Consider the following 25773-nt stretch of genomic DNA (forward strand, 5'->3'; position numbering starts at 1 on the left):
AAGGGAGAGATTCAAATGGAGAACATGTTAGAAAAAATGAAACAGTCTGCTACATACATTGAGGGGAAATTAAAAACAACACCAAAAATTGGCTTAATTTTAGGATCAGGACTAGGCGAGCTTGCCGATGAAATTGAAAACGCAGTGAAAATTCCGTACGGTGATATTCCTAACTTTCCAGTATCAACAGTTGAAGGACATGCTGGACAGCTTGTCATTGGTACTTTGCACGGAAAAGAAGTAGTTGCCATGCAAGGTCGTTTTCATTACTACGAAGGCTATTCGATGCAGGAAGTTACGTTCCCAGTACGAGTGATGAAGCAAATTGGAGTTGAGTTAATGGTTGTTACCAATGCGTGCGGAGGGATGAATAAGAACTTTGCACCTGGTGATTTAATGGTCATTACAGATCATTTAAACATGACTGGTGATAACCCACTTATCGGACATAATCACGAGGAACTTGGTCCGCGTTTCCCGGATATGAGTCATGCCTATACTCCTGAGTTAGTTAACTTTGTCATGGAAACAGGTAAGAAGCTAGATATTAGCCTGCAAAAAGGGGTTTACGCTGGTGTAACTGGACCGACTTATATGAGCGGCGCAGAGTTAATCATGTTACGTAATCTTGGCGGGGATGTTGTTGGGATGTCTACGGTCCCAGAAGTGATTGTAGCCCGTCATGCAGATATGAAAATCATTGGTATTTCTTGTATTACAGACATGGCTGTAGGTGAAGAGATCCAAGGTATTACGCACGCAGAAGTGGTAGAAGTAGCGAATCGTACGAAACCAAAATTCATTAAGCTTGTGAAAGAAATTGTTTCCACAGTTGAGCTTTAATTCGAAGGAGGTACAGCGCTATGCGTATGGTTGACCTGATAGAGAAGAAAAGAGATGGACATGCATTAACAAAAGAAGAAATTCGATATGCGATCGAAGGCTATACGAATGGGGATATTCCTGACTATCAAATGTCTGCTTTTGCAATGGCCATTTTCTTTCAAGATATGTCAACGGAGGAACGTGCTGAATTGACGATGGCGATGGTCGAATCAGGTGACCAAATGAATCTTTCCGACGTAGAAGGAATCAAAGTCGATAAGCACTCAACTGGAGGAGTCGGTGATAAGACGACGATTGCGCTTGCTCCATTAGTTGCAGCACTTGGTGTACCAGTCGCTAAAATGTCTGGCCGTGGCTTAGGGCATACGGGGGGAACGATTGATAAGCTTGAAGCGATTCCTGGATTTAGTGTTGAAATAAATACGAGTGAATTTACGCGACTAGTGAATAAGAACAAGCTTGCTGTTGTTGGTCAAACAGGTAACCTAACACCAGCTGATAAGAAACTGTATGCTTTACGTGATGTAACAGCAACGGTTAACTCGATTCCGTTAATTGCTAGCTCGATTATGAGTAAGAAGATTGCTTCTGGAGCAGATGCGATTGTTCTTGATGTTAAAACGGGTTCAGGTGCATTTATGAAAGAACTGGATCAATCAAAAGAACTAGCAGAGGCAATGGTGGCAATTGGTAAAAGTCTTGGACGGGATACAATGGCGGTTATTTCCGATATGAATCAACCGCTTGGTCGAACAATCGGTAATGCCTTAGAAGTAAAAGAAGCAATTGAAATGCTACGCGGCGAAGGTCCAGAAGATTTACTAGAGCTATGTCTTACTCTTGGAAGTCATATGGTTTATTTAGCGAAGCAAGCTGCTTCTGTTGAAGAGGCGAAAGCAAAGCTTAAGGAAGTCATTGCAAACGGCAAAGCGCTTGAAGCGTTAAAAACGTTCATCGAAGCTCAAAATGGTGATGCATCGATTGTCGACGATCCTAGTAAGCTCCCTACAGCGAAGTATTTGATTGAAGTAAAGGCAGCTAAAGCAGGAATGGTATCTTCTATTGTTGCTGATAAAATTGGTACAGCAGCTATGCTCTTAGGTGCTGGTCGAGCAACAAAGGAGTCGGAAATTGATTTAGCTGTTGGAATTGTATTAAATAAGAAAATTGGTGAAAAGGTCGAAGCTGGTGAATCACTTGCGACATTGCATGCAAATAGTGAGGATGTCCAAAATGTCATTGATATGGTACTTGGCGCTTACACGATTTCAAGTGGAGAAGTGATCAAGCCAACGTTGATTTATGAGGAAATTCACTAAACGTAAGAAAAGAGGTAGGCTTATTACGAAGCCTACCTCTTTTGCTGTTACGAATTTAAAAAATTTGTAGCCATTGAGCAAATTGATAGTATAGAGGGATTCCGAAAATTAAATTAAATGGAAACGTGATCCCAAGTGCTAGACCTAAATAGATCGATGGGTTTGCTTCTGGTATAGAAGTCCGTAATGCGGCTGGAGCTGCAATGTAGGAAGCACTACCAGCAAGAACACCCATTAATGTAACTCCTCCAAGAGAAAGCCCAATTGCATGTCCAGTAAGAACACCGATTGCACCAGCAACAATTGGCATAAATATACCAAATAAAAGTAATTTTACCCCGTGTTGACGTACTTCTGGCAGACGCTGACCAGCCGTTAGCCCCATGCTTAGTAAGAAAAGAATGAGAATGCTACTATATAAATCAATAAATAACGGCTGTATCACAGGTATGGCTCTTTCACCAACGACGAGTCCGATTAAGAGAGAGCCAAGAAGAAGCAAGATGCTTTTCCCGAAGAAAGTTTCTTTTAAGACCTCTTTATCAATTAAAGAAGTTGCTGGTGATGTAAAAGCAACCTTTTGTGAAGGGTAAAGCTCTTTATTTTTATTTTCCAAAATCTTCAAGAGGAGGATTGACATAATAATGGCTGGACTTTCCATCAAAACAACCATTGCATTCATAAAGCCTTCATAGGTAAGGTTAACATGATCTAAAAAGGAAATTGCTGCCCCGAATGTGACGATACTGACAGAGCCATATGTTGCCGCTAAAGCAAGTGCGTTTTTCGTATCGAGTTTAATCATTTTAAGCATAAGAAGGGTAATAATAGGTAGAATCGATCCTAATAGCAAAGTTGCAAGGACGGGAATGGCGACTTCAGAAAGAGTATAATTCGAGAGCTCAATTCCTCCTTTCAGTCCAATGGCAATTAACAGGAAAATACTCAATGCTTCATTAAGTCCAGTTGGAAATTTTAAATCTGATTTAAAAAGAGCGGCAATAAGACCAAGGACGAAAAATAAGACGACAGGTGATAATAAATTTTGCATAATAATTTCGTACATTGAATATTCCTCCTTTTGATGTTTAAAGGCATAAAAAAACCGACAATATTAGAATGACTTCATCAATAAAGAAGTGTATTCTATCCATTGTCGGTTTTCCTTTAACGAGCCCAAAGTAACAAGCTTTTTAAAGAACTCCCTAAATAATATTAATGAAATCTTTTTTCAAGGTCATCGGACAGTTTAAAGATGATGATCCGTTCACCTGATTTTGTGCTAATATCTGTGTGAAAGCTGATCACCTCCAGTCCAGTTAGTTGATGGATCAAGTCATCAAGCGTCTCTCGTCCAGATTCGACGAGTTCAGAACGGATTTTCTTGATTAATATACGACCATCCTCTTTCTGGGCTAATGTATGTTCAGCAGGGGTCAACACACCTTTTAACGTAATAATAATCATGTCACGTAAGATATCGGCTTTAACGGATACAGAGCCTCTTCCTAAGAAGTCCTTTTCCCACTGTGTTAATGATTTTGCGATTGTAGCTTCGAATGCACCTTTCGTTTGGGCCATATTATTTACCTCCAAGTCAAAGCCTTTACCTTTAAATAATGTGAATGCCCGTATATAAACAAAAAACCGACATACTTCCCCAGCATTGAATGCGAAGAAATACGCCGATTTATCCAAAACGTTAAAGAGTAGAGGGTACTAACTTTTTCATCCTACCGATTAATATCAGTAGGGATGCTAAAGCGAGCGTTTCTCTTATCTTTCGCGTTTGATCTCTCAGGCTCTACTTTATATTAGATTTATCATACAGGCAAAATCGATATGAGTCAATTGTTAATTTATTAATTCAGTTAATTCACGTCTTCAATTTGCAAAAATGCTTCACTTGCAAGTTTTAAAAGAGTCATATCGTCCATTGGTGGATTATGAAGACCAGCACGGACGTCACGGTAGTAACGTTGAAGTGGGTGTTCTTTAAAGAGACTTTGGGCGCCAACGACGCGCATGGCACGGTCAACAATCTCAACTGCTGCATTAACGACATGATATTTAGCAGCACCAAGCTCTCCCTGCATCTCTAGTCTTTCTTCATCAGTAGCACGATCCCACTTAGCTGCGACACCGTAAAGGAAATAACGTGCTTGCATCAAAGCAGCTTCATTTTCCCCTATTTTTGTTTGGATAGTTGGCAAATCTTTTATCGGTCCAGGTAAGCTATTTGGCGAATAGGTTGATGCATAAGAAAGCGCAAATGATTGTGCAGCTTGAGCAATTCCTAAGTAACAAGCAGGAATGTGCAACAGCCAGCCAGCTGGGCTTTTTTGACCTGGTACGACGATATCAACGAGATGGTCAGCACAAATAACAACGTCATCTAGATAAAGGTCGTGGCTTGCTGTGCCCCTCATTGCAATTGTATTCCATGTTTCTTCTATACGAACTCCTTTATCACTTTTGTGAAGGAGAAATTGTCCAACCCGATCATCAGGCATCGTAGCAGTGATAAGAATATAATCAAGGGCAGGTGCCATTGACGTAAAGGACTTTCGCCCAGACAGTAACCAACCATCATCGACCTTTTTAGCTGTAGTCGTCGGTTTGCCGCCACGAGTTGGGCTACCAGTCTCTGGTTCTGTTGCTGCAGCATTAAGAATCGCACCATTTTGGACGATATCTTGGTATAGATGTTCAAGCACAGGCGTTGGCCACGTTTTTTTATCATTTAGTTGTGAGATAATGCCGATATGCCAGCCGATTGAAAGAGCAGTTGAACCATCAGCCTGAGCGATCATTTCTTGCAAGGGAAGCCATTCTGATAAGTTCAAACCTTGCCCACCATATTTTTTAGGAACGGTGAGCGAAGGGTATCCTACTGATTTTAAATCAGCTAGGTTTTGAAAAGGAAATGACCCTTCCTCATCATGAATGGCAGCACGATCAGAAAATGGTTTTATGACTTTACTTATGATTTTTTTATGTTCACTTGGTGTGTTGACTTGGTATAAATTCACGGATCGATCCTCCAAATGGTTTATTTGTCAGTACGATAAGCTTATCACATCCTTATGAAGACTTAAAAAATAAGGCTCTAAAAGTGAATATTAATAATTTGTCATTTTATGGGGAAAGTAATAATGACAACCTTTGTCTTATTATTTTAAATCAAACAATGTATGCAATTGTACTAATGGACCTGTAATTTACTAATTTTATACCATAAATAAGTGTAATAATGAGTGTTCCTCTTCTTATTATTTGAGAAATAAAGTGTAGACCTAAGTTATGCTATAATCATTCGTGTGCCAAAATATTTTACATAAGGGACGTCAATAGTTAACCAAGAAGCTTCAAGGAAGAGATGCTGTAGTCTGTACACATGGAGGATTGTTATTACAATGAAAAAGGAAGTTCTAACAAAGAAAACACTACTCTCTTGGCTCATTTTACACCGGGTATCTGTTGGGAATACGACTCAGGATATTTCGATTAAAATCCCAAAATATATTTCACTATATACTTGTTCTTCCACAACGAGAGCAAAGCTTAGTACACTCTATAAGTCACTTACATATAAAGAATATTTAATGCCTTCCTATCATCATGCGCAAAAACCTTTCACGATCACGTTGAATGGAAAAGAATATTTAAAAATGCAATGTGAAGAATGGCTGAAAACGGTACAAGCTCACTTGCTATGTATAAATAAAGGAATTGAGGCTTGTCATTTTACAACGTATGATCGTTTAAAATCATCGTTAACTGAACTTGATTATCCATTTGTTGGACAATACCTTGAGTATAAGAATGTGGTACCATTTTTTATTCTACAAGAGTTAAACAATAGTGATGAATTAATGAAAACTGTACCAAATATTCGCAGTCAGCTTTTAAAGCATTATGGCTGGGTTTGCTCAATGCCTACGTTAACAAGGATTGTGGGAGAGCTTGTCGCAAAAGGACTTATCTTGGTTAGTAATGAGCAAAATGAATTATCTAAAAAATTTCAACTAAACAAAGGGCAGGAGGCATTATTCAGTAGCTACCAAGATTTAGCGTTACATGAACTAGAAATTGGTAAAAAAAAGCTTGAAGAAATGTTCTCTTATTTTACACGGTACCAAAAAAGAGAAGAGGATTTTTAAAATGGTTTTTGTAGAAAATGACGTGTCATGTTCACACGTCATTTTTTTGAACTCTATTTTTGTTTTCATTCATTTATGACAAAAATGCATCTATCACTGAAAAATTTAGTCCTTGGATATAATAGTTATTGTTATGAAAGGAAGAAATCAATTCATTTTGAAGGAGTAATAATGAAATCATATGTTAAAGAGCTAATGAACGTATTTACTAACCACTCAAACAGTGAAAATGCAAACTGGATGAAGAAGTATATGCGTGATCAATTTGAATTTTTGGGGATTAAAACACCTGAACGTCGTGCTTTATTGAAGACATTCATCAATGAATGTGGGTTACCAGAAAAGAATGAATTTGAAGAAGTCATTAAAACATTATGGGTTCAGCCAGAGCGAGAATATCAATCGATTGCTCTTGATCTATTAGATAAATTGAAAAAACAGTTACAAGCAGAAAGCATTCCTTTTATAGAAGAGTTAGTTGCTTCAAAATCGTGGTGGGATACAATTGACGTATTAGCTCCTAAAATACTTGGACATATTTTACAGTTAAATCCGAGTCTTGTTCCTTCTTATACAGAAAAATGGATTGCTTCAGATAATATTTGGTTTCAACGCACGGCAATATTGTTTCAACTAAAATATAAAGAAAAGACAAATGAGCAACTGCTGTTTGACTTGATTTTACGGCGCTCAGATTCAACGGAGTTCTTTGTTCAAAAGGCAATAGGCTGGGCATTACGAGAGTATTCGAAAACAAATCCTGAATCTGTGAGGAATTTCATTATGAATAACGAGTTAAAGCCTCTCAGTAAAAGAGAAGGGTTAAAACAGTTGCAAAAAAGCTGATTTTTTAAAAAGGTGCTAGGTGATAATAGGTCATTCTATTATCATTTTTATAGAGACTCGGAAATTCAGTAACTGATTTTGGGTCTTATGGGGATGAAAGCTGGTTTCCTGAGGATAAATCGGAATTTTCAAAGCCATTTTCAAAAAAAGGAACGTCGTCTAAGTTAATGTCCATTTCATAGATCGGATAAGGATACAGAGCTGAGTCTAGGATGACTTCGCCAAACTTCCAATCAGGATACCAATATTTGAGTGTATGGAAAGTACTCAGAAACAAGTCGGAGTCATGTTTACTCGCTCGATGGAGTCTTGGATAGATAGGTAAATCATAAGGACTATCTGAAGCAGCTACCATGAAAAGGCTTCTACTATAATAATATTTTTCGCGAGAACTATCCCACCTGTAATCGGCATCAGAGTTTGAAAACTGTCATTGTCATTGGCATTTCTAATTGCCCTGTTTACCACAATTACAAAGAAATTTACCATAAGGTCGACCTCCTGTTATCACAGGAGATCCATTAGCCATAATGCTTAGTGAAATTGTGTTCCCTAATAACCCTTTCAATACGGATGGATGGACCAATAAGGACGGAAAAAGAATTTGGAGTTGGTTATGGGCCTTAGGCGAGTATTGAACTTTCTTGTTTTTCATGGCAAGTTTCACTAGCTTCTGAACAACGTTTGGGTTTCTCGGTTCTTGTTTCTATTCTTTCTGTTTGATAGATGTGGAGTTGAACCAAGCCATAGTCGATTGAAAAAATCATAAAACGTCCCTACTCTAGGAACGTTGTCGGAAGAAAATCCACTAAGAATTGCAAGAACAGGAGTGGTAATGAAAGGATTGATTATAAGTCTTATCTGTATAGCTTGTCTGATTGTTTACAAAATTAAGGAAGCCCGAAGATGTTACAGGTTCCTTAAAGTGTTTTAATTAAAATAATCATTTGCTTCTCGTTCTGTAAGCAATTAATTTAAGATCTAAATATTACTCTTCAACGATAACAACACTTCTTGTTTCAGCTTCCCATTGAACATTTGCGCCAAATGCTTCACTTAGGAAACGTAATGGTACGACTGTACGACCATCAATAATCTCTGCTGGTACATCTAAAGAAACTTGTTGTCCATTTACAAATGCTTGTTTGACACCAATGACTAATTTCACTTCGACACCGTCTTTTTCTACCACGACGGCTCTATCTTCAGCTACCCAGCTAACATTTGCCTGGAGTGCTTCTGAAATTGTGCGGAATGGAATTAACGTACGTCCCTCTTTAACCATAGGAGGAACATCAAATGTTGGATGCTCACCATTTACAAACGCTTTAATACCCTGATAATTATGTGTTTCTTCATAAAGAGTAGCTAGCTTTTTATATGATTCTAAATTGCTTAGATTTGCCTTCACTGCTTCACTTTGAAGGTTAAATGCACTTTGAATGTCACCAGATTTTTCATAAAGTTCAGCTAGGTTCTCAAGCATATTTTGGTAAATTTCAAGTTCTTTTTCGTATAATTCCTCAGATACTTCTTTGGCCTTTTCTAATTTTTCTTTTAATGATGCTTTCTCTTTTTCAAATTGCTCACGAAGAGTTTCTGCATAAGCTTTGTATTCTTCTTTCTTTTCACCAGATCCTTCTTCAATTTCGACCTCAGCTAGTTCTTTGAAACTAGATAATAATTCCTCTAAATCAAAATTTTGTTTTAAAAGGTTTGTAATAACTTCATTAGCTGTTGCTCCTTGTGCTCCTTCTAACATACTATGAAGCTTTTGAATCATTTCCTCCTTATTTACAGTTTCTTGTTGCTCATCATCATCTTCTGATTCGTCTTCTGAAATAGCAGACTCAGTTCCGTTATTGCTTTCTTCATTAGAAACAGGAGCTTCTTCTGGAGCTACTGTTGTCCGGCGTTCTTGTGAGTCATTGTTAGATTGAGCAGAAACTGCTGGGCTAAGAACTAGACTTACACCGATAAGTAATGCTGACATTGAATATATAGCTTTTTTCATTTTTCTTTCCTCCTATGTTTTAAAAAAGTATAAGTATGTTTCTTCTTTATCACTTGATTAATTTGTCGGCCGACACGCCTTTTACGGCAAAAGTACATTAGTAACTTTTAAGCTTCTATGCTTCATTTTTACTAGTACATTAGTTATATCGTCTGAACTTTTTAAAATGTTTAATAGTTTTTTAAATTTTTTGTCGAACTTCTTCCTCTTCAAAATAGAGGATTTTTATCTATTATTTCTTTGTTCAAAAAGCAATAGGCTGGGCATTACGAGAGTATTTGAAAACAAATCCTGAATCTGTGAGGAATTTCATTATGAATAACGAGTTAAAGCCTCTCAGTAAAAGAGAAGGGTTAAAACAGTTGCAAAAAAGCTGATTTTTTAAAAAGGTGCTAGGTGATAATAGGTCATTCTATTATCATTTTTTTTGGGAGAGAATTCGATGATGTCTAGCTCGAGCGGCTAGGTGCAGTAGCTAGACAAATCGAAAAGTGGAAGCGCCTTGGTCAAACGATAAGAGTATTACAGAATCCTATCTTGACCACTACATTGAGAAGAAAAACGATGCTTTTTGGCATTGGAATGAGCGAGCATTTGTTTGATTTTGAAATTATACCCGCTTAAACTGAATTTTTAACCATTCGATTTCGTTATACATCGAAAGGTTATTTCATATATAAAATACCTTAATGTATAATTGAAATTACTTTTTTTGTGTAGAAAAAGGGATTTATTTTTCTTCACAACACTCAATGATAACTTGAAGGGGGAATTAAAATTAAAAGAATAATCTTTTTCTTAATATCGTTTATTATGGTGCTATGTTTAAGTTTAGTTCTATTAAAAAATTATGATACTGAGAAATTAGATAACCCCACTGATTTTTTTAATGGAGGGGATTTTGAAGGTTATGCCGTCAAAACAGAGGGAAATAGCATATTAATTACAAATAATATTAGTGGAGATAACATGGGAGTTTGGCTATCATCCACAGAACCTATAACCATTGAGCTTGGTCAGTATGTTAGGGTTTGGTATAAAAATAATCAAGCTCTTGGTTCAAGCCCAGCAAAGGCAGAACTAGATAGATTTGAAATGATAAATGAAAATAATTATAGTAATTCAGCTTTGACTTATGATAAGGCAATACAAAAAGCTTTAAAAGAAATAGAGAACAACGACCAATTTCAGGCTCCTGTCATTAAATCGATTATTTATGATGATGTAACCAACACATGGTCAATTGAAGTAGGAAGGATGCAAAATGATTACAGCATAACAATTAATGTTGATGATCAGAATTAGTAATCGAAAAAAGACTGCTTAACAGTAATATGCTCCCTTCAAAAAGCGCAGATTTTTTTAGTATCTGTTCACGTGAAGGGAGCATATCTATATTACATATTTTTTTTATATTATTTAAAAATTGGTGTTAGGCCTAGAACTCTATTAACATTTCCAACATGTGAGTAATACATTGGGTAATTAGCATTGAAGCCCATTGCAACACCTTTTAAAACGGTGTCTGCATAAACTGTGCCTCCACTATCACCAGTCCACATAAATGTACTAGCCGCCCTAAGATTAAAGAAAGTTGAACCTTCAATATCTATACTGAAGTTTCTCGTCTGTAGTGTACCGCAAGTTGCGCCACTATAATTTCCAGATTTACAAACCGCTTCCCCGAATCTAATGTTAAAAAAGAACCTGACCTTTATCTGAATGATAAAGTCAGGTTCTTTCACATGATCAAAAGTCACTAGCAACGACTTGTTTTCTTTTTTGTACCTGGCTTTCGTCTTTGAATGACTTTTTCGATATAGTCAGTAGCGAGGGGAACCTTACACGCTGTTTGTCCGACGTCAACGTGGACCTTTCCAACTGCTTCTGCTACACTTTTAGCCTCATCATATAGTATGTCAACATATGAACCAACAGCAATGACAAATTGGTTCATATCGTACCGAACACGATTAGGTGAATCATGAATGTGATGACGAATATGATCAAGATAGCTACGTATTTCATTTAAATCTAATTTGTCATCTTCCGTAATCGTGACGTAATTGGCATACGTGCCCCAACCCGCTGTTGCAATCATTTCATTATCAGATGAAATCCATTCACGTGCTAACTCAAGCGCAAAAGGACTTTCAGCTGCTACACCTGCCACCGTATATTCTGAAAGCATATACCAATAGGCATCTTCCACCCATTTTTGTAACATTTCTTTTGATAGTTTCTTTGGATCTACAGCAAGACCAGCTAAATACATTGCATCATGATTGCCTGTTTCATATAAAGCCAAAGCTAGTTCCTGATCCTTCTTCACATGTTTCACAAATTTTTTTAAATCACCAATCTTTACCCCGAAAAAAGGTTCCTTCGCACCATGTCGAATAAAGGTTTTTCGTGTTTGCTCTGATCCGAGTGATTCTAGTTCGTTCATCAATTCAGTTAAGTTCATAACCTCACCTACTTTTTTGATATAGTATCTCATATCATTTAGCCTATTTCGAGACTTTTATCGGTAGGGAAGGAATGACAGCTTTTGATCGTTAACTATTAATGAAGGTGCTTATCAACATAACGACCATAATCAGGAATGGCGATTTGATCAAAGTCATTAACGAGCTTTTCTAAATTTGATCGTAAATCCTCACCGAACATCGGTAGTCCATGACCTGTAATCGCTAAGGAAGGCTCAAGGTCTTTAAGAATGTTGACAGACTGCCATGCTGCCTCCCAATCGGTTGTAAAATATCTAGGTGGTCCACTGATCTCTTGTTCCTGTGTGAGCACTTTATAAAGCGATTCTTGCTTCACAGTTATAAAAGCATCTCCGACAATCATGGCATGATCCTCAGTGCGGATAAAAGAAATATGGCCAGGGGTATGGCCAGGCGTATGAATCCATCTCCAGCCAGGCATGATTGGGATACGGTGATCGTTAGGGAGTGCTTTCACTCTGTCACCAAGGTTGATCGGCTCGTTTGGGAAAATAAAAGATAATTTGGCCATTAAGCCACCTTCAACACTTGTATCTGGTTCAGGATAGCTTTTTTGACCTGTGAGGTAGGGTAATTCTAATTGATGGGCGTAAACAGGGACATCCCATTTTTCTGCTAATTCAATCACTGCTCCGACATGATCAAAATGTCCATGTGTAAGAACAATTCCTTTAGGAGGATGGACAGCACCGAAATATTTGGTTAAACCATCAAGTATATGATCAGCTGATTTTGGCATTCCTGCATCAACTAATACCCATTCGTTTTCGACTGAGGGATTACCTACTACGCAAACATTGACAACTTGAATAGGTAAACAGAAAAGGTCTTGTGCAACCATTTGACCTACACCATCCGTCAACGTTGTCATTGGTATATATCGATACTCTTTGCTATATTCCATTTCTTGTTCCATGATAAAATCCTCCAATCTATTTAACACATTCAAATTCATCTTAGTGTGTAACCAATTAACAGATATATGTACGGTCCGTTAATGAAAAAGCGATTTTTCATTAATGTTTTCCAGTTTTTAACTAGATATGATAAAAAGAGGTTTAAAAATCAGTGGAAAAGTGAATAGTCTTAGAGTAAATCTAATCTCGAAAATAAAAAGGAGTGTTCTGAATATGGCAGACGTTAAATTTACCGCACAAGCAAAAGCAGTAGGTGGAAGAAATGGTCATGTGACATCTGATAACGGGGTACTAGATCATAAGCTCGTAATGCCAACAGGGAAAGAGTCTTCCACAGAAGGAACGAACCCAGAGCAACTCTTTGCAGCAGGCTATGCAGCTTGCTTTGACGGAGCATTAAACTTAGTCGCATCAAAGGAAAAGAAGGATATTGATTCAGAAATCAATGCCGAAGTAAGCTTGATGACGGACCCAGAGGATAATGGTTATAAAATTGGCGTAGTTCTTAACATTTCTGTAAAGGGCGTTTCTCAAGCTGAAGCCGAAGAACTTGTTCAAAAAGCGCATCAAGTATGTCCATATTCAAAAGCAACTCGTGGCAATATTGATGTTGATTTGAATGTAAAAGCACAATAAAATACGAAATAGATGATTAGCGCAAACTAAACTAAACATATGAAAAAAGCATCAAAGCGAGTTTATCTGCTTTGATGCTTTTTTGGTGTCATTAGCTCACTTTTTCAGGTATATGAGCCAAGGCGCGTTTTAACCATTCACTTGTAGATGCAAATAGCTCTTGCTCCCAATGCGTGGCTGAAAATGTATGATCTGCTCCGTTCACATAGGCGACATCCACTAGCTGGTCTTTGTAGGATGCAGTAATGGCATTCTTATAGGTAGCAGCATTTTCTTTTGGAACGGCCTCATCTTTTTCTGCATGGATGATCAAGGCTGTACCAGAATAAGATGAAATTGCTTCAAGAGGTTGATGAGCTTTTAAATCAGTGAAAAATGTATGGCTAAGCAAGAAACCCTTATGATCATATACACCTTCTTGTTTAGCCGTTTCAACAGCTTTAGCTCCTGTTATGGCTGAAATTTCTTGGTACGGTCTAGCAACGGGAGACCAAAGCACGATATGTTTAATCTGCTTTTCAAGACTTGATGTAAGTGCTGTGACAGCACCGCCAAGGCTATGTCCGATAAGGATGATTTGCTCAGGATCGACCTCGTCCAATTGTGATACATATTCGATGGCAGCTTGGAGCTCTTTGATTTGTTCAGTTAATGTGACGTCTTGATAGTCTCCATCACTTTCACCGCAACCTTTAAAATCAAAGCGAAAACTAACGTAATTTAGTTTTGTAAAATAATTCGCTGCTTTGACAAACAAACGATGATCACCGACTTTACTGCCAACAAAGCCATGAACAAAAATGATTGCAGGATGCTTTTGATCATGATTTTCAGGGTAATGCACGACACCAGATAAACGATTTGAGTAAAAACGAACGGCACTAGGAGTTGTATTCATTTTCTTATCTCCTCACGAAATTTTATTGTTATATAAGAGTATAAAGGATCGATGAACAGAAAACAATCATAAATTTGAGTAAACAGGTAGGAATTATAAGATTTTTTTCTGCGCAGCAAAAAAGTGATTCATTGATCTGATGTAGGGCAGATCTTTTGAATCACTTTCTTGCACGTTCATCTGAAAAGGATCTTGTACCTGTGTATTGAATAATTGTAAAACCATTGAAAGACTAGAAAGAAAACGATGCCAATCAAATGCATGTTACGTCTGCTAGGTTCAACATAAAAAGATAACTCAATGCAACTACTCATAATAGAAGAACGCTTAAAAGAAATAGTGTATAAGAAATGGATTGTTCAAACTCAAGTCCAAGAGAGCCTAAAATGAAAAGAGTTACAGTGGTGCTTGTTTTTTTGATAAATTATTGTTAACCATATTGACAATTATAGTTAACGATTTTACTATTAAATTGTTAACTGATATTCATTTTATAGTTTACATTAAAGAGGTGAACTTAATGTTGAACGTTCATGAGATGACGAAGATTTCGTTGTTAGCTAGTTTAATTGCGGTAACTGGCATGATTAAAATACCTTCATTCATTCCAGGTGCTGAGTTTCAACTTTCTGCGCCAATAGCCATTGCGATCGTGGCTGTATTTGGATTTTGGCGCTACATACTAGCAGGAATGATTTCAAGTTCGATTTTATTTTTCATGGGATTACATACGATTTTAAATGTTGAAATATCAATGATTTACAGAATTGTTGCGGGTGGGTTTGTTGCATTATTTGGACCATCTGCACCTGTGTTGATTGCAGCAGGACCGCTTGGTACAATGGCTGCTCGTTACGGCTTGGCGACAACTCTTCAAGTCGAGGTGTGGCCCCTTCTTCTTGCGGCACTACCTGGCATGATTTTTACGATGATTGCGGTTATTCCGTTAACGAAGATGCTTAAGCAAGTTTCGAGGTTGGAGGGTAGACACTATGCACGAGGATAAGATTTTCAGCGTGAGAATGCGTGCAGCCAAAAACGGGGCACATGAACAAGGGGGAAAACATATTTCAGGTGGAGAAATGCTCTCTACCTATCAAGATATGAAACATGCTGTTCATACGTTGTTAGAAAAAGCGCTTAATCATTCCAAAGGCAATCCAGACTTCATGCAAATTCAGTTCGAAGCAATCAACGAACCGATCCAACAAATAGAGCCGCTGTTTGTGCAAACAAATGAAGTCGGAAGCGTTGAAAGGGGGCAAATCGTTGCTAAGGGCTTATTAGAGCAAGCTGGTGTTCCAAGGTCAGAGATTGAAAAAGCATATGCTCAAATTCCTGAATATTCGGGTAATAGAGGAGCGATTTTCTTTGATATTAGTACAGGAGAACGGATCGATAATAGAGGAGCGAAGGGTGTACGTGTTTCGAGAATGGATTGGAAACATGCTAACTTCGAGGCATGGGCCAACAGCCAACAAATGAGCGCGAATCTTCGTGTAAAAGAGGCACTCGTTCTTGCAACGAAGGTGAGTCAACACCCTGCAACCGTTGCTGAATTATGTTGGTCAGATGACCCTGATTATATAACTGGCTATGTCGCAAGTAAGGAGCTTGGCTATCAACGGATTACAAAGTTAAAAGAATATGGCGATGAGAATGGCTGTCGGATTTTTTTTGTTGACGGCTTAACCGATGTATCTTCATATATTTACTATCTAGAAAAACAACCAATTTTTGTTCACTGGAGGGAAACGGATGACAAACGAATTAATTGAAAAAAGCAAAAAGCATCTATGGCTACCGTTTACGCAAATGAAGGACTATGATGAAAATCCTTTAATCATTGAAAGTGGCGAAGGGATTAAAGTGAAGGATATTCACGGCAAAGAATATTACGATGGCTTTTCTTCTGTATGGTTAAATGTTCATGGTCATCGCAAAAAGGAATTAGATGAAGCGATTAAAAAGCAGCTTGATAAAATTGCTCACTCAACTCTGCTTGGCATGACGAATGTTCCAGCGACAGAGCTTGCAGAGAAACTTGTTGAAATAAGTCCTGAGAAGCTAACGAGAGTGTTTTATTCGGATAGCGGAGCAGAGGCGATGGAGATAGCCTTAAAAATGGCGTTTCAATATTGGAAGAATATCGGCAAACCAGAGAAACAAAAGTTTATTTCGATGAAAAATGGCTACCACGGAGACACGATTGGTGCTGTTAGTGTTGGCTCAATTGATCTTTTTCATCACGTATACGGGGCATTGATGTTTGATAGCTTTAAGGCGCCGATTCCTTATGTTTATCGCTCTGAAAGTGAAGACCCAGCAAAGTGCCGCGACGAATGTTTACATATTCTTGAACAACTTTTAATGGAAAACCATCATGAAATGGCTGCCCTATCGATTGAGTCCATGGTTCAAGGAGCGGCAGGAATGATTGTGATGCCAGAAGGATTCCTATCAGGCGTGAGAGAGCTTTGTACAAAGTACGATGTCTTAATGATAGTTGATGAAGTCGCAACTGGTTTTGGCCGTACGGGAAAAATGTTTGCCTGTGAGTATGAGAATGTACAACCAGATTTAATGGCTGCAGGTAAGGGAATTACAGGAGGTTATTTACCAATTGCTGTGACGTTTACGACAGAGGAGATATACGAGGCGTTTTATGATGACTATCAAACGTTGAAAACATTTTTCCATGGGCATTCCTATACTGGAAATCAACTTGGCTGTGCAGTGGCGATTGAAAACTTGCGTCTATTTGAAGCAGAAAACATCGTCAAGGAAGTCGGCAAAAAAGCCAAAGAGCTACAATCATTGCTTGCTGAATTCAAACAGCTTCCACATGTAGGTGATATTCGTCAGCTTGGGTTTATGTGTGGGATTGAGCTTGTTCAGTCTAAGGAAACGAAAGAACCATTCCCATCAGAAAAAAGGGTAGGCTATCATGTTGCATTAAAAATGAGAGAACTAGGAATGCTGACAAGACCAATGGGGGATGTCATCGTCTTTATGCCGCCACTCGTCAGTTCAAATGAAGAACTGAAAGAAATGGTTGCGATGATGAAAGAGGCGATTGAGATCATCACAAGCGAGGTGGCAACAGCACTTGTTTGAACTAGATGAATGGTTAAATCAACGGTTAATCCATCAGAAAGATCTAGGATTACATAGGTCTTTAAGAACGATGAACTCAGCATCTGGGCCATTAATGCAAGTTAATGGTGAACAAAAGTTGGTTTTCTCTTCGAATAATTATTTAGGTCTTGCTAATGATCAAAGGTTAATTGCTGCTGCCGAGTCTACTTTAAAAGAATTTGGCGTTGGTAGTAGTGGGTCGAGGCTGACCACTGGGAATACGACATGGCATGAGAGATTAGAAGATCGCATTGCTCGTTTTAAGCAAACAGAAGCGGCTCTGCTTTTCTCGAGTGGCTATCTAGCCAATGTAGGCGTGCTGTCATCCTTACCTGAAAAAGATGACGTTATCCTAAGTGATCAACTGAATCATGCGAGCATTATTGATGGTTGTCGCCTGTCAAAAGCAAAGACGATGATTTATCGGCATGTTGATATGGAAGACCTTGAAACAACATTACAAGAAACGCAAACGTTTCAGCGACGTTTTATCGTCACAGATGGTGTCTTTAGCATGGATGGCAATATTGCACCATTAAACGAAATAATGGAGCTTGCTAGACATTATGATGCTTTTGTCATTGTCGATGATGCCCATGCGACAGGGGTGCTCGGTGAATACGGGCGAGGTACGAGTGAATATTTTGGAGTTCAGCCTGATGTGGTGATTGGGACATTAAGCAAAGCTGTTGGAACTGAAGGGGGCTTTGTTGCAGGTTCGAAGGTATTAATCGATTTTCTTTTAAACTTTGCAAGATCCTTTATCTTTCAAACAGCGATCCCACCTTCTATTTGTGCTGCTTCGTGCGCCGCTTTGGACATTATTGAAGAAAATAATAGAGCGCGTCAATCATTGCTAGCAAACGTGGAGCGCATCAAATCGAGTTTAGATGATATGGGTTACATCATAAAAGGTGATCAAACACCGATTATTCCAGTGATCATTGGTGATGCCAATGTCTCGATGGAATTTGCCAAACGTCTCCAGGACAAAGGAATCTATGCGCCAGCAATTCGTCCACCAACAGTACCAACTGGAGAAAGCCGGATTCGATTGACTGTGACATCGGACCATACAGCACAGAATGTTGATTATTTACTAGCAACGTTTCGATCTATTGGAAAAGAATTGAGGGTGATTGAATGAATGGTGTGTTTGTCACTGGAACAGATACTGGAGTAGGAAAAACGATTATTTCTAGTGGGATGGCAGCTGTGTTAAAAGAAAAAGGAATTGATGTTGGGGTGTTTAAGCCGATGTTAAGCGGGATGGCACGTGAAGACCCTGAAAGCGACACGTCATTATTAAAGCAATTGTCTAAGACACCTTTAAGTCATGAAGAGATAACACCATTTCAGTTTGCCGAACCTCTTGCCCCGTATGTTGCTGGTTTGCAAGAAGGGAGAAATGTGCAACTGGCAGATGTATTACGCCATTGGAATATCATTCGCGAGAAGCATGACTTTTTTATCGTGGAAGGTGCAGGAGGAGTTTCGGTTCCTCTCGGGCCTGATTTTCTTGTGAGTCATTTAATATCAGCACTCGAGCTTCCACTTGTTATTGTCGCTAGACCGAATTTAGGAACGATTAATCATACATTTTTAACCGTTCAATATGCCAAACAAATGGGTCTAGAAGTAGCTGGAATTGTCATTAATGGCATGGGTGATTCACCAGATCTTGCCGAAAAAACGAATCCAAGCATGATTGAAGAAATGTGTCAGGTGCCTATATTAGGGATCACGCCAACGCTAGAAGAATTAACACCTGAAAACATCAAACAAATGGTTAAAGAACACGTAAAGATGAATGCTTTTACTACTAAATTGGGGGTATGAACATGAATCAATGGATGGAACTTGCAGATCAAGTATTAGACGGGAAAGAGCTTACGAACGAAGAGGCATTATCCATTTTAGATTGCCCAGATGATGATGTTCTTTTATTAATGCACGCCGCTTTTCAAATAAGAAAGCGCTATTATGGTAAGAAAGTAAAATTAAACATGATCATGAATGCCAAATCAGGTCTTTGTCCTGAAAACTGTGGTTACTGTTCACAATCTTCTATTTCAAACGCAGAAATCGACTCATATCGAATGGTGAATAAGGACTCATTGCTTGAAGGAGCAAGACGTGCAGCTGAATTAAATGTAGGAACGTATTGTATTGTTGCAAGTGGTCGTGGTCCTTCCAATAAAGAGGTGGATCAAGTCGTTGATGCAGTTAAAGAAATCAAAGATACGTATGGATTAAAAATCTGTGCCTGTCTTGGGATTTTAAAGCCTGAGCAAGCCGTTCGTTTAAAAGAAGCTGGGGTCGATCGTTACAACCATAATTTAAATACTTCTGCGCGCAACCATGATAACATCACAACATCACATACGTATGATGACCGTGTTAATACAGTTGAAGTCGCAAAGGAATCTGGTCTTTCACCGTGCTCAGGAGTTATTGTTGGAATGAAGGAAACAAGACAGGATGTTGTTGATATCGCAAACAGCTTAAAAGCACTTGATGCTGATTCGATTCCAGTTAACTTTTTACATGCGATTAAGGGGACGCCACTAGAAGGGGTAGATGAGCTTAATCCGCTTTATTGCTTAAAAGTATTAGCCTTATTCCGTTTCATCAACCCAACAAAGGAAATTCGTATTTCAGGTGGTCGTGAAGTAAATCTTGGTTCCCTCCAGCCACTAGGGCTTTATGCGGCAAATTCAATTTTCGTTGGTGACTACTTAACGACAATTGGTCAAGAAGAAACAGAAGATCACAAAATGCTAGTCGATCTTGGCTTTGAGGTTGAGAGTGTAGAAGAAATGAAAGAACAGCTTGCGTTAAATAAATAGTCATTGTAGCCTTATTGAGCGTTTCTATATTCATAGAAGCGCTTATTTTTTAATTTATTATCTGAATCATCACATTTATCGTCCACCTTAAAAAAGTCCAATTCGCAGTGTAAGCACGAATTGGACTTGAAAAAAATTAATCTTCGACTGGGAACCAGCCTGGAGTGTTGATGATTGCTTGCCATAATGGCGTTGGAACAACAAGCTTTTCTTGATCTTGCTTAGAAAGCGTTGTAGGAATCGTATCTTCCTTGCCTTCTTGGACTTTTTCAACCCATTTTGGTTCCATAATTAGCTCACGGCCAATTGCAATCAATGGCACGCCAGTTTGCATTGCTTTTACCACATCATCAGGTGTATGCAATGAACCGACACCAATGACAGGAATTTGATCGCCAATATGCTCTTGGATGCGAACCACACGTGAAGTTGTATCTTCTTTGTCACGAATTGAACCGCTCCAGAAGTTTTGAACCGACACATGAAGATAATCTAATGGATAAGTCGCGAGTTTGTCAGCAAGAGCAAGTGTATCTTCAAATGTAATACCAGGATTTTCGCCTTCTTCTGGAGAGAAGCGATAGCCAACGATAAATGGCTCAGTTGTATGAGCTTTGACGTTTTTGAATACTTCTTCAACGATAGCAGTAGGGAAGCTTAAACGTTTTTCAAGCGTACCGCCCCATTTATCTGTTCTGCGGTTTGAATGTGGAGAGAAGAATTGCTGAATGAGATATGTGTTTGCACCATGAATTTCGACGCCATCAAAACCAGCTTCAATCGCACGTCTTGTCGCATCACCAAATGCAGTAATCACACGTGTAATATCATCTTCAGTCATTTCTCTTGGCACTTGTGCATCTGGGCGTTCAGCCGCAACAGCACTCGCACTGATGGTTTGACCATCTGGTAATTGATCTGGAGGAGACATACGTCCACCATGGAAAATTTGCAAAATGGCTTTAGCACCTTTTTCTTTAATGGCGCTAGCTAGACGAGTTAAACTTGGAATAAGAGAATCGTCATCAGCACCAAATTCACCTGGGAATCCTTTTCCGTCTTTTGTCACATAGACACAAGCTGTTACAACAGCACCAACACCGCCAGCACGTTCTTGGTAATAAGCTAATTCAGCGTCTGAGACAGAGCCATCTTCATTTGATGAAAAATTCGTCATTGGGGCCATTAGCACTCGGTTTTTCAATGTAACACCAGAACGGAATGTAAGTGGTTCAAATAGTTCTTTATAATTTGGATTCATGTATATGAACTCCTTTCAAGTGTATAATCGTACAAAGATCATATTAGAGATAATAGTTAATAAAGTCAAAGAAGTTGCTTATCTTTTGTAAGTAATATACATTTTTAGTTGTCAGAATTTTAATTGTTTAATATTGACTTTTGTAAGGGTTTTCAATTAATATATGAATTATAAGTTATCTACATATTTTTTTCCGATATTTTAAAAACTTAATTTTATAATATAAAACAAAATAAACGGTCAACTATAAGTAAAAAATTCAAAAAGTTAATCTGTTTATTAATCGAAACTAAGTTTTATAATATAAAACTAATAAATTGATCATTTCATTCTTTGTTAAAACGCTATCACGAAATTGAGGAGAGGTTACGAAATGAGTACATATAAAGTTGTCATTACAGATTATGAGTTCTCTACTTTAGAGCAAGAGGAAGCTGCGCTTGGGTCACTCGATGTCGAAATCATTCGAGCGCAATGTCGTACTGAAGAAGATGTCATTGAAGTGGCTAAAGATGCGGATGCTTTGATCAATCAATATGCACCGATCTCGCGAAAAGTCATTGAAAGCCTGCCGAATTTAAAAGTGGTATCGAGATATGGAATTGGTGTGAATACGATTGATGTGGAGGCAGCTACTGAAAATGGCGTGATCGTTGGCAATGTTACAGACTATTGCCTTGATGAAGTGTCTGATCATGCCTTTGCCTTGATTATGGCTTGTGCTCGTAAAGTGGTCACGCTAAACAATGCTGTGAAAAATGGCAACTGGGACTATAAAGTAAGTGTGCCGATCTTCCGCTTACCTGGTCGAGTGCTCGGTCTGGTTGGTTTTGGTAAAATCCCACAAACACTAGCGAAAAAAGCGCAAGCATTTGGTATTAACGTCATTTCTTATGATCCATTTGTTTCAGCTGAAGTAGCGAGTGAGTTCAATGTCGAGCTAGTTGATCTTAATGAGCTGTGTGCGAAGTCAGATTTCATTTCGGTTCATGCACCGCTGATCGAAGCGACTCGCGGCATGATTAGTGATGAACAGTTTGATTTAATGAAAAAAGAAGCTTTCATCATTAATACGGCACGAGGTCCAGTCATTGACGAAAAAGCGCTCATTCGTGCGTTAGAAGCAGGGAAAATTGGTGGTGCTGGTCTTGATGTATTAGAAGATGAACCAATTGCGAGTGATCATCCATTTTTAAAAATAGAAAACGTCATTTTAAATCCTCATGCTGCCTGGTATTCAGAAGAATCTCAATTAGAGCTGCAACGTAAGACGGCTCAAAATGTGGCAGATGTATTAAGTGGCTACTATCCTACTTATCTCTTTAATCGAGATGTGAAAGAAAAAGTGAGTTTAAAAGAAAAAGACAATCAATAAGTTTGCAAGAATATCTTTTTGAAAGGAGTGATCTTCTTTCTGTTACAAGAGCATGAGGTTGTTGAATATATGAAATGAAAAAAACAATAAAAAGAATATACTAGGAGGATATACCATGGAACAAACACGTAACTTTATCGAAAAATTAGGATTCCCATCAGGAGATTGCAATGATCTACCAACTTCAACGAAAACATTTCCAGACGGGGCTCAGTACCGGGTTGAGATCCCCAGCGTGGAAGGACCTGCATCATTTGAAGCGGTGATTGAATCTTGTGAAAAGTATGAGGTTGATATTCACAGAGTTTCACAAGGTAGTGGCATTATGTTACTGACAGATGATGAATTGCAGCAAATGGCTGAAATTGGTCGCCGTGAGAATTTAGAGGTAAGCTTATTCGTTGGGCCACGTGGGTCATGGGACATTACACCAATGCAACATGCGAGTGCTGGTAAGATTGCAGGTCTTCGCTCACAAGGTATGGATCAGCTTGTTTACGGGATTGAAGATATTAAGAGAGCTTGCAAGTTTGGCATTCGTAGTATTTTAGTAGCGGATGAAGGCTTGCTATGGCTGGTGAATGAATTCAAAAAAGCGGGCGAACTTCCTGAAGATCTAGTAGTGAAGATTTCTGTGCAAATGGCCCAGTCTAACCCAGTATCGATTCGTCTCATTGAAGAAGCAGGGGCAGATACGTACAATGTGCCAACTGATCTGACGCTGGCTCGTTTAGCTGCTATTCGTCAAGCGATCGATATTCCAATTGATATTTACGTGGAAGCACCAGATGATATTGGCGGTTATATCCGTCATTATGACATTCCAGAAATTATTCGTGTTGCTGCTCCTGTGTACATTAAATTTGGGCTAAGAAATTCACCGAATATTTATCCGTCTGGTACTCATTTAGAAAGCACTTCGATTGCTCTATGTAAGGAAAGAGTTCGCCGCGCGAAAATTGGCCTTGACCTACTTAAGCGTTATGCACCGCATTTGAAAACATCTGAAAAGGGTGCAAAAGGATTAGGTGTGCCAGTTGCAGAAGTAACCGTATAAATTATGAAAGCGTTGGCTATTGCTTATCGTTTGAATAACAAAATATGATAGAATAAGAAAGAATTCACGATAAGTAGAAAGTAAAGGATGACACATATGCCAATCATTCAATCGCTAGATCGTGCTTTACGAATTTTAGATTTATTCGATGAGTACGATCGCGAGTTAAAAATAACGGATATTAGTGAGAGAATGGTGCTGCACAAAAGTACAGTCCATTCATTATTGAAAACGCTACAAAAGCATCACTATATTGACCAGAATCCTGAAAATGGCAAGTACCGACTTGGCTTGAAGTTGTTTGAGAGAGGAAGTTTTGTCATTCAAAGCTTGGATCTTAGAACGATGGCTAAGGAACACTTACTAGAGCTTTCAAAGAAAACAGGTCACACCGTTCACCTTGTCATTTTAGACGGGAAAGAAGGCGTGTATATCGATAAAGTGGAAAGTCCTGCCGCAACGATTATCTACTCAAGAATCGGTAGACGGGTTCCGATTCATAGTAGTGGTGTTGGCAAAGCGCTTGTTGCATTTAAAAACGAAGCGGAATTAGAGAAAATTCTAGAAGGATATGAGTATACGAAGCAAACACCGAATACAATTACCGACCGAGAAGCTTTTTTAGCGGAAATAAAACAGATCCAAGAAAAAGGTTATGCAATCGACAATGAAGAAAATGAACCAGGTGTCTGTTGTGTCGCAATACCGATTAAAAATCATACGGGCCAAGTGGTTGCTGCCATTAGTAGTTCAACTACGGCTGCTCAATTTACAGAGGATGTGCTTTTGAAGATGGTTGAGTTGCTTAAAGAAACGGCAGAGGCAGTATCTAAAAAGCTAGGGTATGGTTTTCAATCGATCTAAAAGGGCCTGCCCCTTGTTGCTTTAGATGCTCATCTGGTTCGTTGGTAAAAAGGAGCGAGATGATGAGAATTATTCGATTTTCAAAAGAGAATACGATTCATTTAGCAGCATATACAGATGACAAAAAGATCTATCTATTACCTTATCACGATTTTTTTGACATCGTCCGTTTAGCTGATGACCAAGAAACAACGCCTTTGCAAATCATCAATAATATGATTGCCGAGCTGATGCCATTGGAACTGAACATAGAAGATTTAGATTTACTTGTTCCGATCGAGGCACCTGAAGTATGGGCAGCTGGTGTCACCTATTTGAAAAGTAAGGAAGCAAGAAATTATGAAGCAACTGGTGGGAAGCTTGATGCGACGACTTTCTATGATAAAGTCTATAACGCACCTCGCCCTGAGATTTTCTTTAAATCAACAAGTGCTCGTACAAAAGGGACTGGTCAAGATTTGTACATACGCTCTGATTCACATTGGCAAATCCCTGAACCAGAACTCGGTCTTGTTCTAAACAAAGAAGGGAACATTATCGGCTACACAGCAGGAAATGACATGAGCAGTCGTGATATTGAAGGAGAGAACCCACTCTATCTTCCGCAAGCAAAAATATGGCGAAACTCGTGTTCTATCGGTCCAGCTATTCGTTTAGCAGAGACGGTCATGGATCCGTACCAATTTCAGATTACATGTCGAATTTTTCGGCATGAAAAGCAGGTCTTTCAAGGTTCAGCAAGCACTGGTCAGTTAAAAAGGAAATTTGATGAGCTTGTCTCTTACTTAATCAAAGACAATGAAATTTTTGATGGAACCATTCTCCTTACAGGCACATGTATTGTTCCTCCAAATGAATTTACGTTAGAGGACGGGGACCGAGTGGAAATCGATATTTCTGGCATTGGTGTTCTGAATAATCCGATAAAAAAACAACCAAAATCTATTACGGTAGGTTGATGGATAGCTAGTTCATGTAATGATTTCATATGAGTTTCCCCTGAAGGTTCGTTTTCAGGGGTTTTTTCTCAAAGGAATCAATTATAAGATGAAAAGGAAGAGTAATCTCAAAAAGAGAGGG

24 protein-coding genes and 1 pseudogene are annotated in these 25773 nt (G+C 38.6%); 17 read left to right on the forward strand and 8 right to left on the reverse strand.

What is annotated here, in order from left to right; translation table 11 throughout:
* The first annotated feature begins 15 nt into the window (after positions 1 to 15).
* Positions 16 to 843, forward strand: a complete 828-nt coding sequence (locus tag IQ10_RS06435; RefSeq protein ID WP_144449653.1) for a purine-nucleoside phosphorylase — start codon at positions 16 to 18, stop codon at positions 841 to 843.
* 20 nt (positions 844 to 863) lie between these two features.
* Positions 864 to 2165 carry a pyrimidine-nucleoside phosphorylase gene (locus IQ10_RS06440; protein ID WP_144449654.1) on the forward strand — a complete coding sequence of 434 codons (1302 nt, stop codon included), beginning with the start codon at positions 864 to 866 and terminating at the stop codon, positions 2163 to 2165.
* Between the two features lie 55 nt (positions 2166 to 2220).
* On the opposite strand, the gene IQ10_RS06445 is transcribed toward IQ10_RS06440, so the two are convergent.
* The 3 genes from IQ10_RS06445 to IQ10_RS06455 form a co-directional block, all read right to left on the reverse strand.
* Complete coding sequence (locus tag IQ10_RS06445) at positions 2221 to 3231, reverse strand: sodium-dependent bicarbonate transport family permease (protein WP_144449655.1); 1011 nt, start codon at positions 3229 to 3231, stop codon at positions 2221 to 2223.
* Between the two features lie 149 nt (positions 3232 to 3380).
* Positions 3381 to 3746 carry a Na-translocating system protein MpsC family protein gene (locus IQ10_RS06450; protein WP_144449656.1) on the reverse strand — a complete coding sequence of 122 codons (366 nt, stop codon included), beginning with the start codon at positions 3744 to 3746 and terminating at the stop codon, positions 3381 to 3383.
* Positions 3747 to 4036: 290 nt separating this feature from the next.
* Positions 4037 to 5197 (reverse strand): acyl-CoA dehydrogenase family protein, encoded by a 1161-nt coding sequence (locus IQ10_RS06455; RefSeq protein WP_144449657.1) that lies wholly within the window; start codon positions 5195 to 5197, stop codon positions 4037 to 4039.
* 384 nt (positions 5198 to 5581) lie between these two features.
* Here IQ10_RS06455 and IQ10_RS06460 point away from each other — a divergent pair, with 384 nt between their 5' ends.
* Together IQ10_RS06460 and IQ10_RS06465 are read left to right on the forward strand one after the other, a co-directional pair.
* On the forward strand, positions 5582 to 6328 hold the full coding sequence (locus IQ10_RS06460; RefSeq protein WP_144449658.1) for a hypothetical protein: 747 nt from the start codon (positions 5582 to 5584) through the stop codon (positions 6326 to 6328).
* 171 nt (positions 6329 to 6499) lie between these two features.
* Positions 6500 to 7174: a DNA alkylation repair protein gene (locus tag IQ10_RS06465; protein WP_144449659.1), complete on the forward strand. Its 675-nt coding sequence runs from the start codon at positions 6500 to 6502 to the stop codon at positions 7172 to 7174.
* A 988-nt stretch (positions 7175 to 8162) separates the two neighbouring features.
* Here the strand turns inward: IQ10_RS06465 and IQ10_RS06470 are convergent.
* Complete coding sequence (locus IQ10_RS06470; protein WP_144449660.1) at positions 8163 to 9188, reverse strand: stalk domain-containing protein; 1026 nt, start codon at positions 9186 to 9188, stop codon at positions 8163 to 8165.
* 236 nt (positions 9189 to 9424) lie between these two features.
* Here IQ10_RS06470 and IQ10_RS06475 point away from each other — a divergent pair.
* Positions 9425 to 9565: pseudogene (locus IQ10_RS06475) on the forward strand (DNA alkylation repair protein); the annotation flags it as partial.
* Positions 9566 to 10001: 436 nt separating this feature from the next.
* Positions 10002 to 10493, forward strand: coding sequence for a hypothetical protein (locus IQ10_RS06480; protein WP_144449661.1), 492 nt, complete (start codon positions 10002 to 10004; stop codon positions 10491 to 10493).
* A 454-nt stretch (positions 10494 to 10947) separates the two neighbouring features.
* Here the strand turns inward: IQ10_RS06480 and IQ10_RS06485 are convergent, their stop codons facing one another.
* Together IQ10_RS06485 and IQ10_RS06490 are read right to left on the reverse strand one after the other, a co-directional pair.
* Entirely contained in the window at positions 10948 to 11655 is a 708-nt protein-coding gene (locus IQ10_RS06485; RefSeq protein WP_144449662.1) for a DNA alkylation repair protein, read from the reverse strand.
* 98 nt (positions 11656 to 11753) lie between these two features.
* The gene (locus tag IQ10_RS06490) at positions 11754 to 12614 is read right to left on the reverse strand and encodes an MBL fold metallo-hydrolase (RefSeq protein WP_144449663.1); all 861 of its coding nucleotides are present in this window, start codon (positions 12612 to 12614) and stop codon (positions 11754 to 11756) included.
* A gap of 214 nt (positions 12615 to 12828) precedes the next feature.
* On the opposite strand from IQ10_RS06490, the gene IQ10_RS06495 reads away from it, so the two are divergent.
* Entirely contained in the window at positions 12829 to 13251 is a 423-nt protein-coding gene (locus IQ10_RS06495) for an organic hydroperoxide resistance protein (protein WP_144449664.1), read from the forward strand.
* A 91-nt stretch (positions 13252 to 13342) separates the two neighbouring features.
* Here IQ10_RS06495 and IQ10_RS06500 read toward each other — a convergent pair whose 3' ends face one another.
* On the reverse strand, positions 13343 to 14149 hold the full coding sequence (locus tag IQ10_RS06500; protein WP_144449665.1) for an alpha/beta hydrolase: 807 nt from the start codon (positions 14147 to 14149) through the stop codon (positions 13343 to 13345).
* 520 nt (positions 14150 to 14669) lie between these two features.
* Here IQ10_RS06500 and IQ10_RS06505 point away from each other — a divergent pair.
* From IQ10_RS06505 to bioB, 6 genes are read left to right on the forward strand one after another with little or no spacing between them, the layout of a single operon-like run.
* The gene (locus IQ10_RS06505) at positions 14670 to 15155 is read left to right on the forward strand and encodes a hypothetical protein (protein WP_144449666.1); all 486 of its coding nucleotides are present in this window, start codon (positions 14670 to 14672) and stop codon (positions 15153 to 15155) included.
* A complete protein-coding gene (gene bioW / locus IQ10_RS06510; RefSeq protein WP_144449667.1) occupies positions 15142 to 15927 on the forward strand; it encodes a 6-carboxyhexanoate--CoA ligase in 786 nt (261 codons plus the stop codon). Before IQ10_RS06505 ends, bioW begins: the two co-directional genes overlap by 14 nt.
* Entirely contained in the window at positions 15908 to 17266 is a 1359-nt protein-coding gene (bioA, locus tag IQ10_RS06515; protein WP_144449668.1) for an adenosylmethionine--8-amino-7-oxononanoate transaminase, read from the forward strand. Before bioW ends, bioA begins: the two co-directional genes overlap by 20 nt.
* Positions 17259 to 18434 (forward strand): 8-amino-7-oxononanoate synthase, encoded by a 1176-nt coding sequence (gene bioF, locus IQ10_RS06520; protein ID WP_242009772.1) that lies wholly within the window; start codon positions 17259 to 17261, stop codon positions 18432 to 18434. Before bioA ends, bioF begins: the two co-directional genes overlap by 8 nt.
* Positions 18431 to 19126 (forward strand): dethiobiotin synthase, encoded by a 696-nt coding sequence (bioD, locus tag IQ10_RS06525; RefSeq protein ID WP_144449669.1) that lies wholly within the window; start codon positions 18431 to 18433, stop codon positions 19124 to 19126. The genes bioF and bioD overlap by 4 nt, the downstream gene beginning before the upstream one ends.
* A gap of 2 nt (positions 19127 to 19128) precedes the next feature.
* Positions 19129 to 20136: a biotin synthase BioB gene (bioB, locus tag IQ10_RS06530; RefSeq protein ID WP_134230366.1), complete on the forward strand. Its 1008-nt coding sequence runs from the start codon at positions 19129 to 19131 to the stop codon at positions 20134 to 20136.
* Positions 20137 to 20272: 136 nt separating this feature from the next.
* On the opposite strand, the gene IQ10_RS06535 is transcribed toward bioB, so the two are convergent.
* Positions 20273 to 21397, reverse strand: a complete 1125-nt coding sequence (locus tag IQ10_RS06535) for an NADH-dependent flavin oxidoreductase (protein ID WP_144449670.1) — start codon at positions 21395 to 21397, stop codon at positions 20273 to 20275.
* A gap of 373 nt (positions 21398 to 21770) precedes the next feature.
* Between IQ10_RS06535 and IQ10_RS06540 the strand changes: the two genes are divergently transcribed.
* The 4 genes from IQ10_RS06540 (at position 21771) to IQ10_RS06555 (ending at position 25652) form a co-directional block, all read left to right on the forward strand.
* Entirely contained in the window at positions 21771 to 22772 is a 1002-nt protein-coding gene (locus tag IQ10_RS06540) for a C-terminal binding protein (protein WP_144449671.1), read from the forward strand.
* A 115-nt stretch (positions 22773 to 22887) separates the two neighbouring features.
* Complete coding sequence (locus IQ10_RS06545; protein WP_144449672.1) at positions 22888 to 23829, forward strand: U32 family peptidase; 942 nt, start codon at positions 22888 to 22890, stop codon at positions 23827 to 23829.
* A gap of 96 nt (positions 23830 to 23925) precedes the next feature.
* A complete protein-coding gene (locus IQ10_RS06550; protein ID WP_144449673.1) occupies positions 23926 to 24693 on the forward strand; it encodes an IclR family transcriptional regulator in 768 nt (255 codons plus the stop codon).
* Between the two features lie 62 nt (positions 24694 to 24755).
* A complete protein-coding gene (locus IQ10_RS06555; RefSeq protein ID WP_144449674.1) occupies positions 24756 to 25652 on the forward strand; it encodes a fumarylacetoacetate hydrolase family protein in 897 nt (298 codons plus the stop codon).
* Positions 25653 to 25773: the final 121 nt, after the last annotated feature.

The organism is Halalkalibacter nanhaiisediminis (assembly GCF_007830185.1).
In the GTDB taxonomy this organism is placed as follows: domain Bacteria; phylum Bacillota; class Bacilli; order Bacillales; family Bacillaceae_D; genus Halalkalibacter; species Halalkalibacter nanhaiisediminis.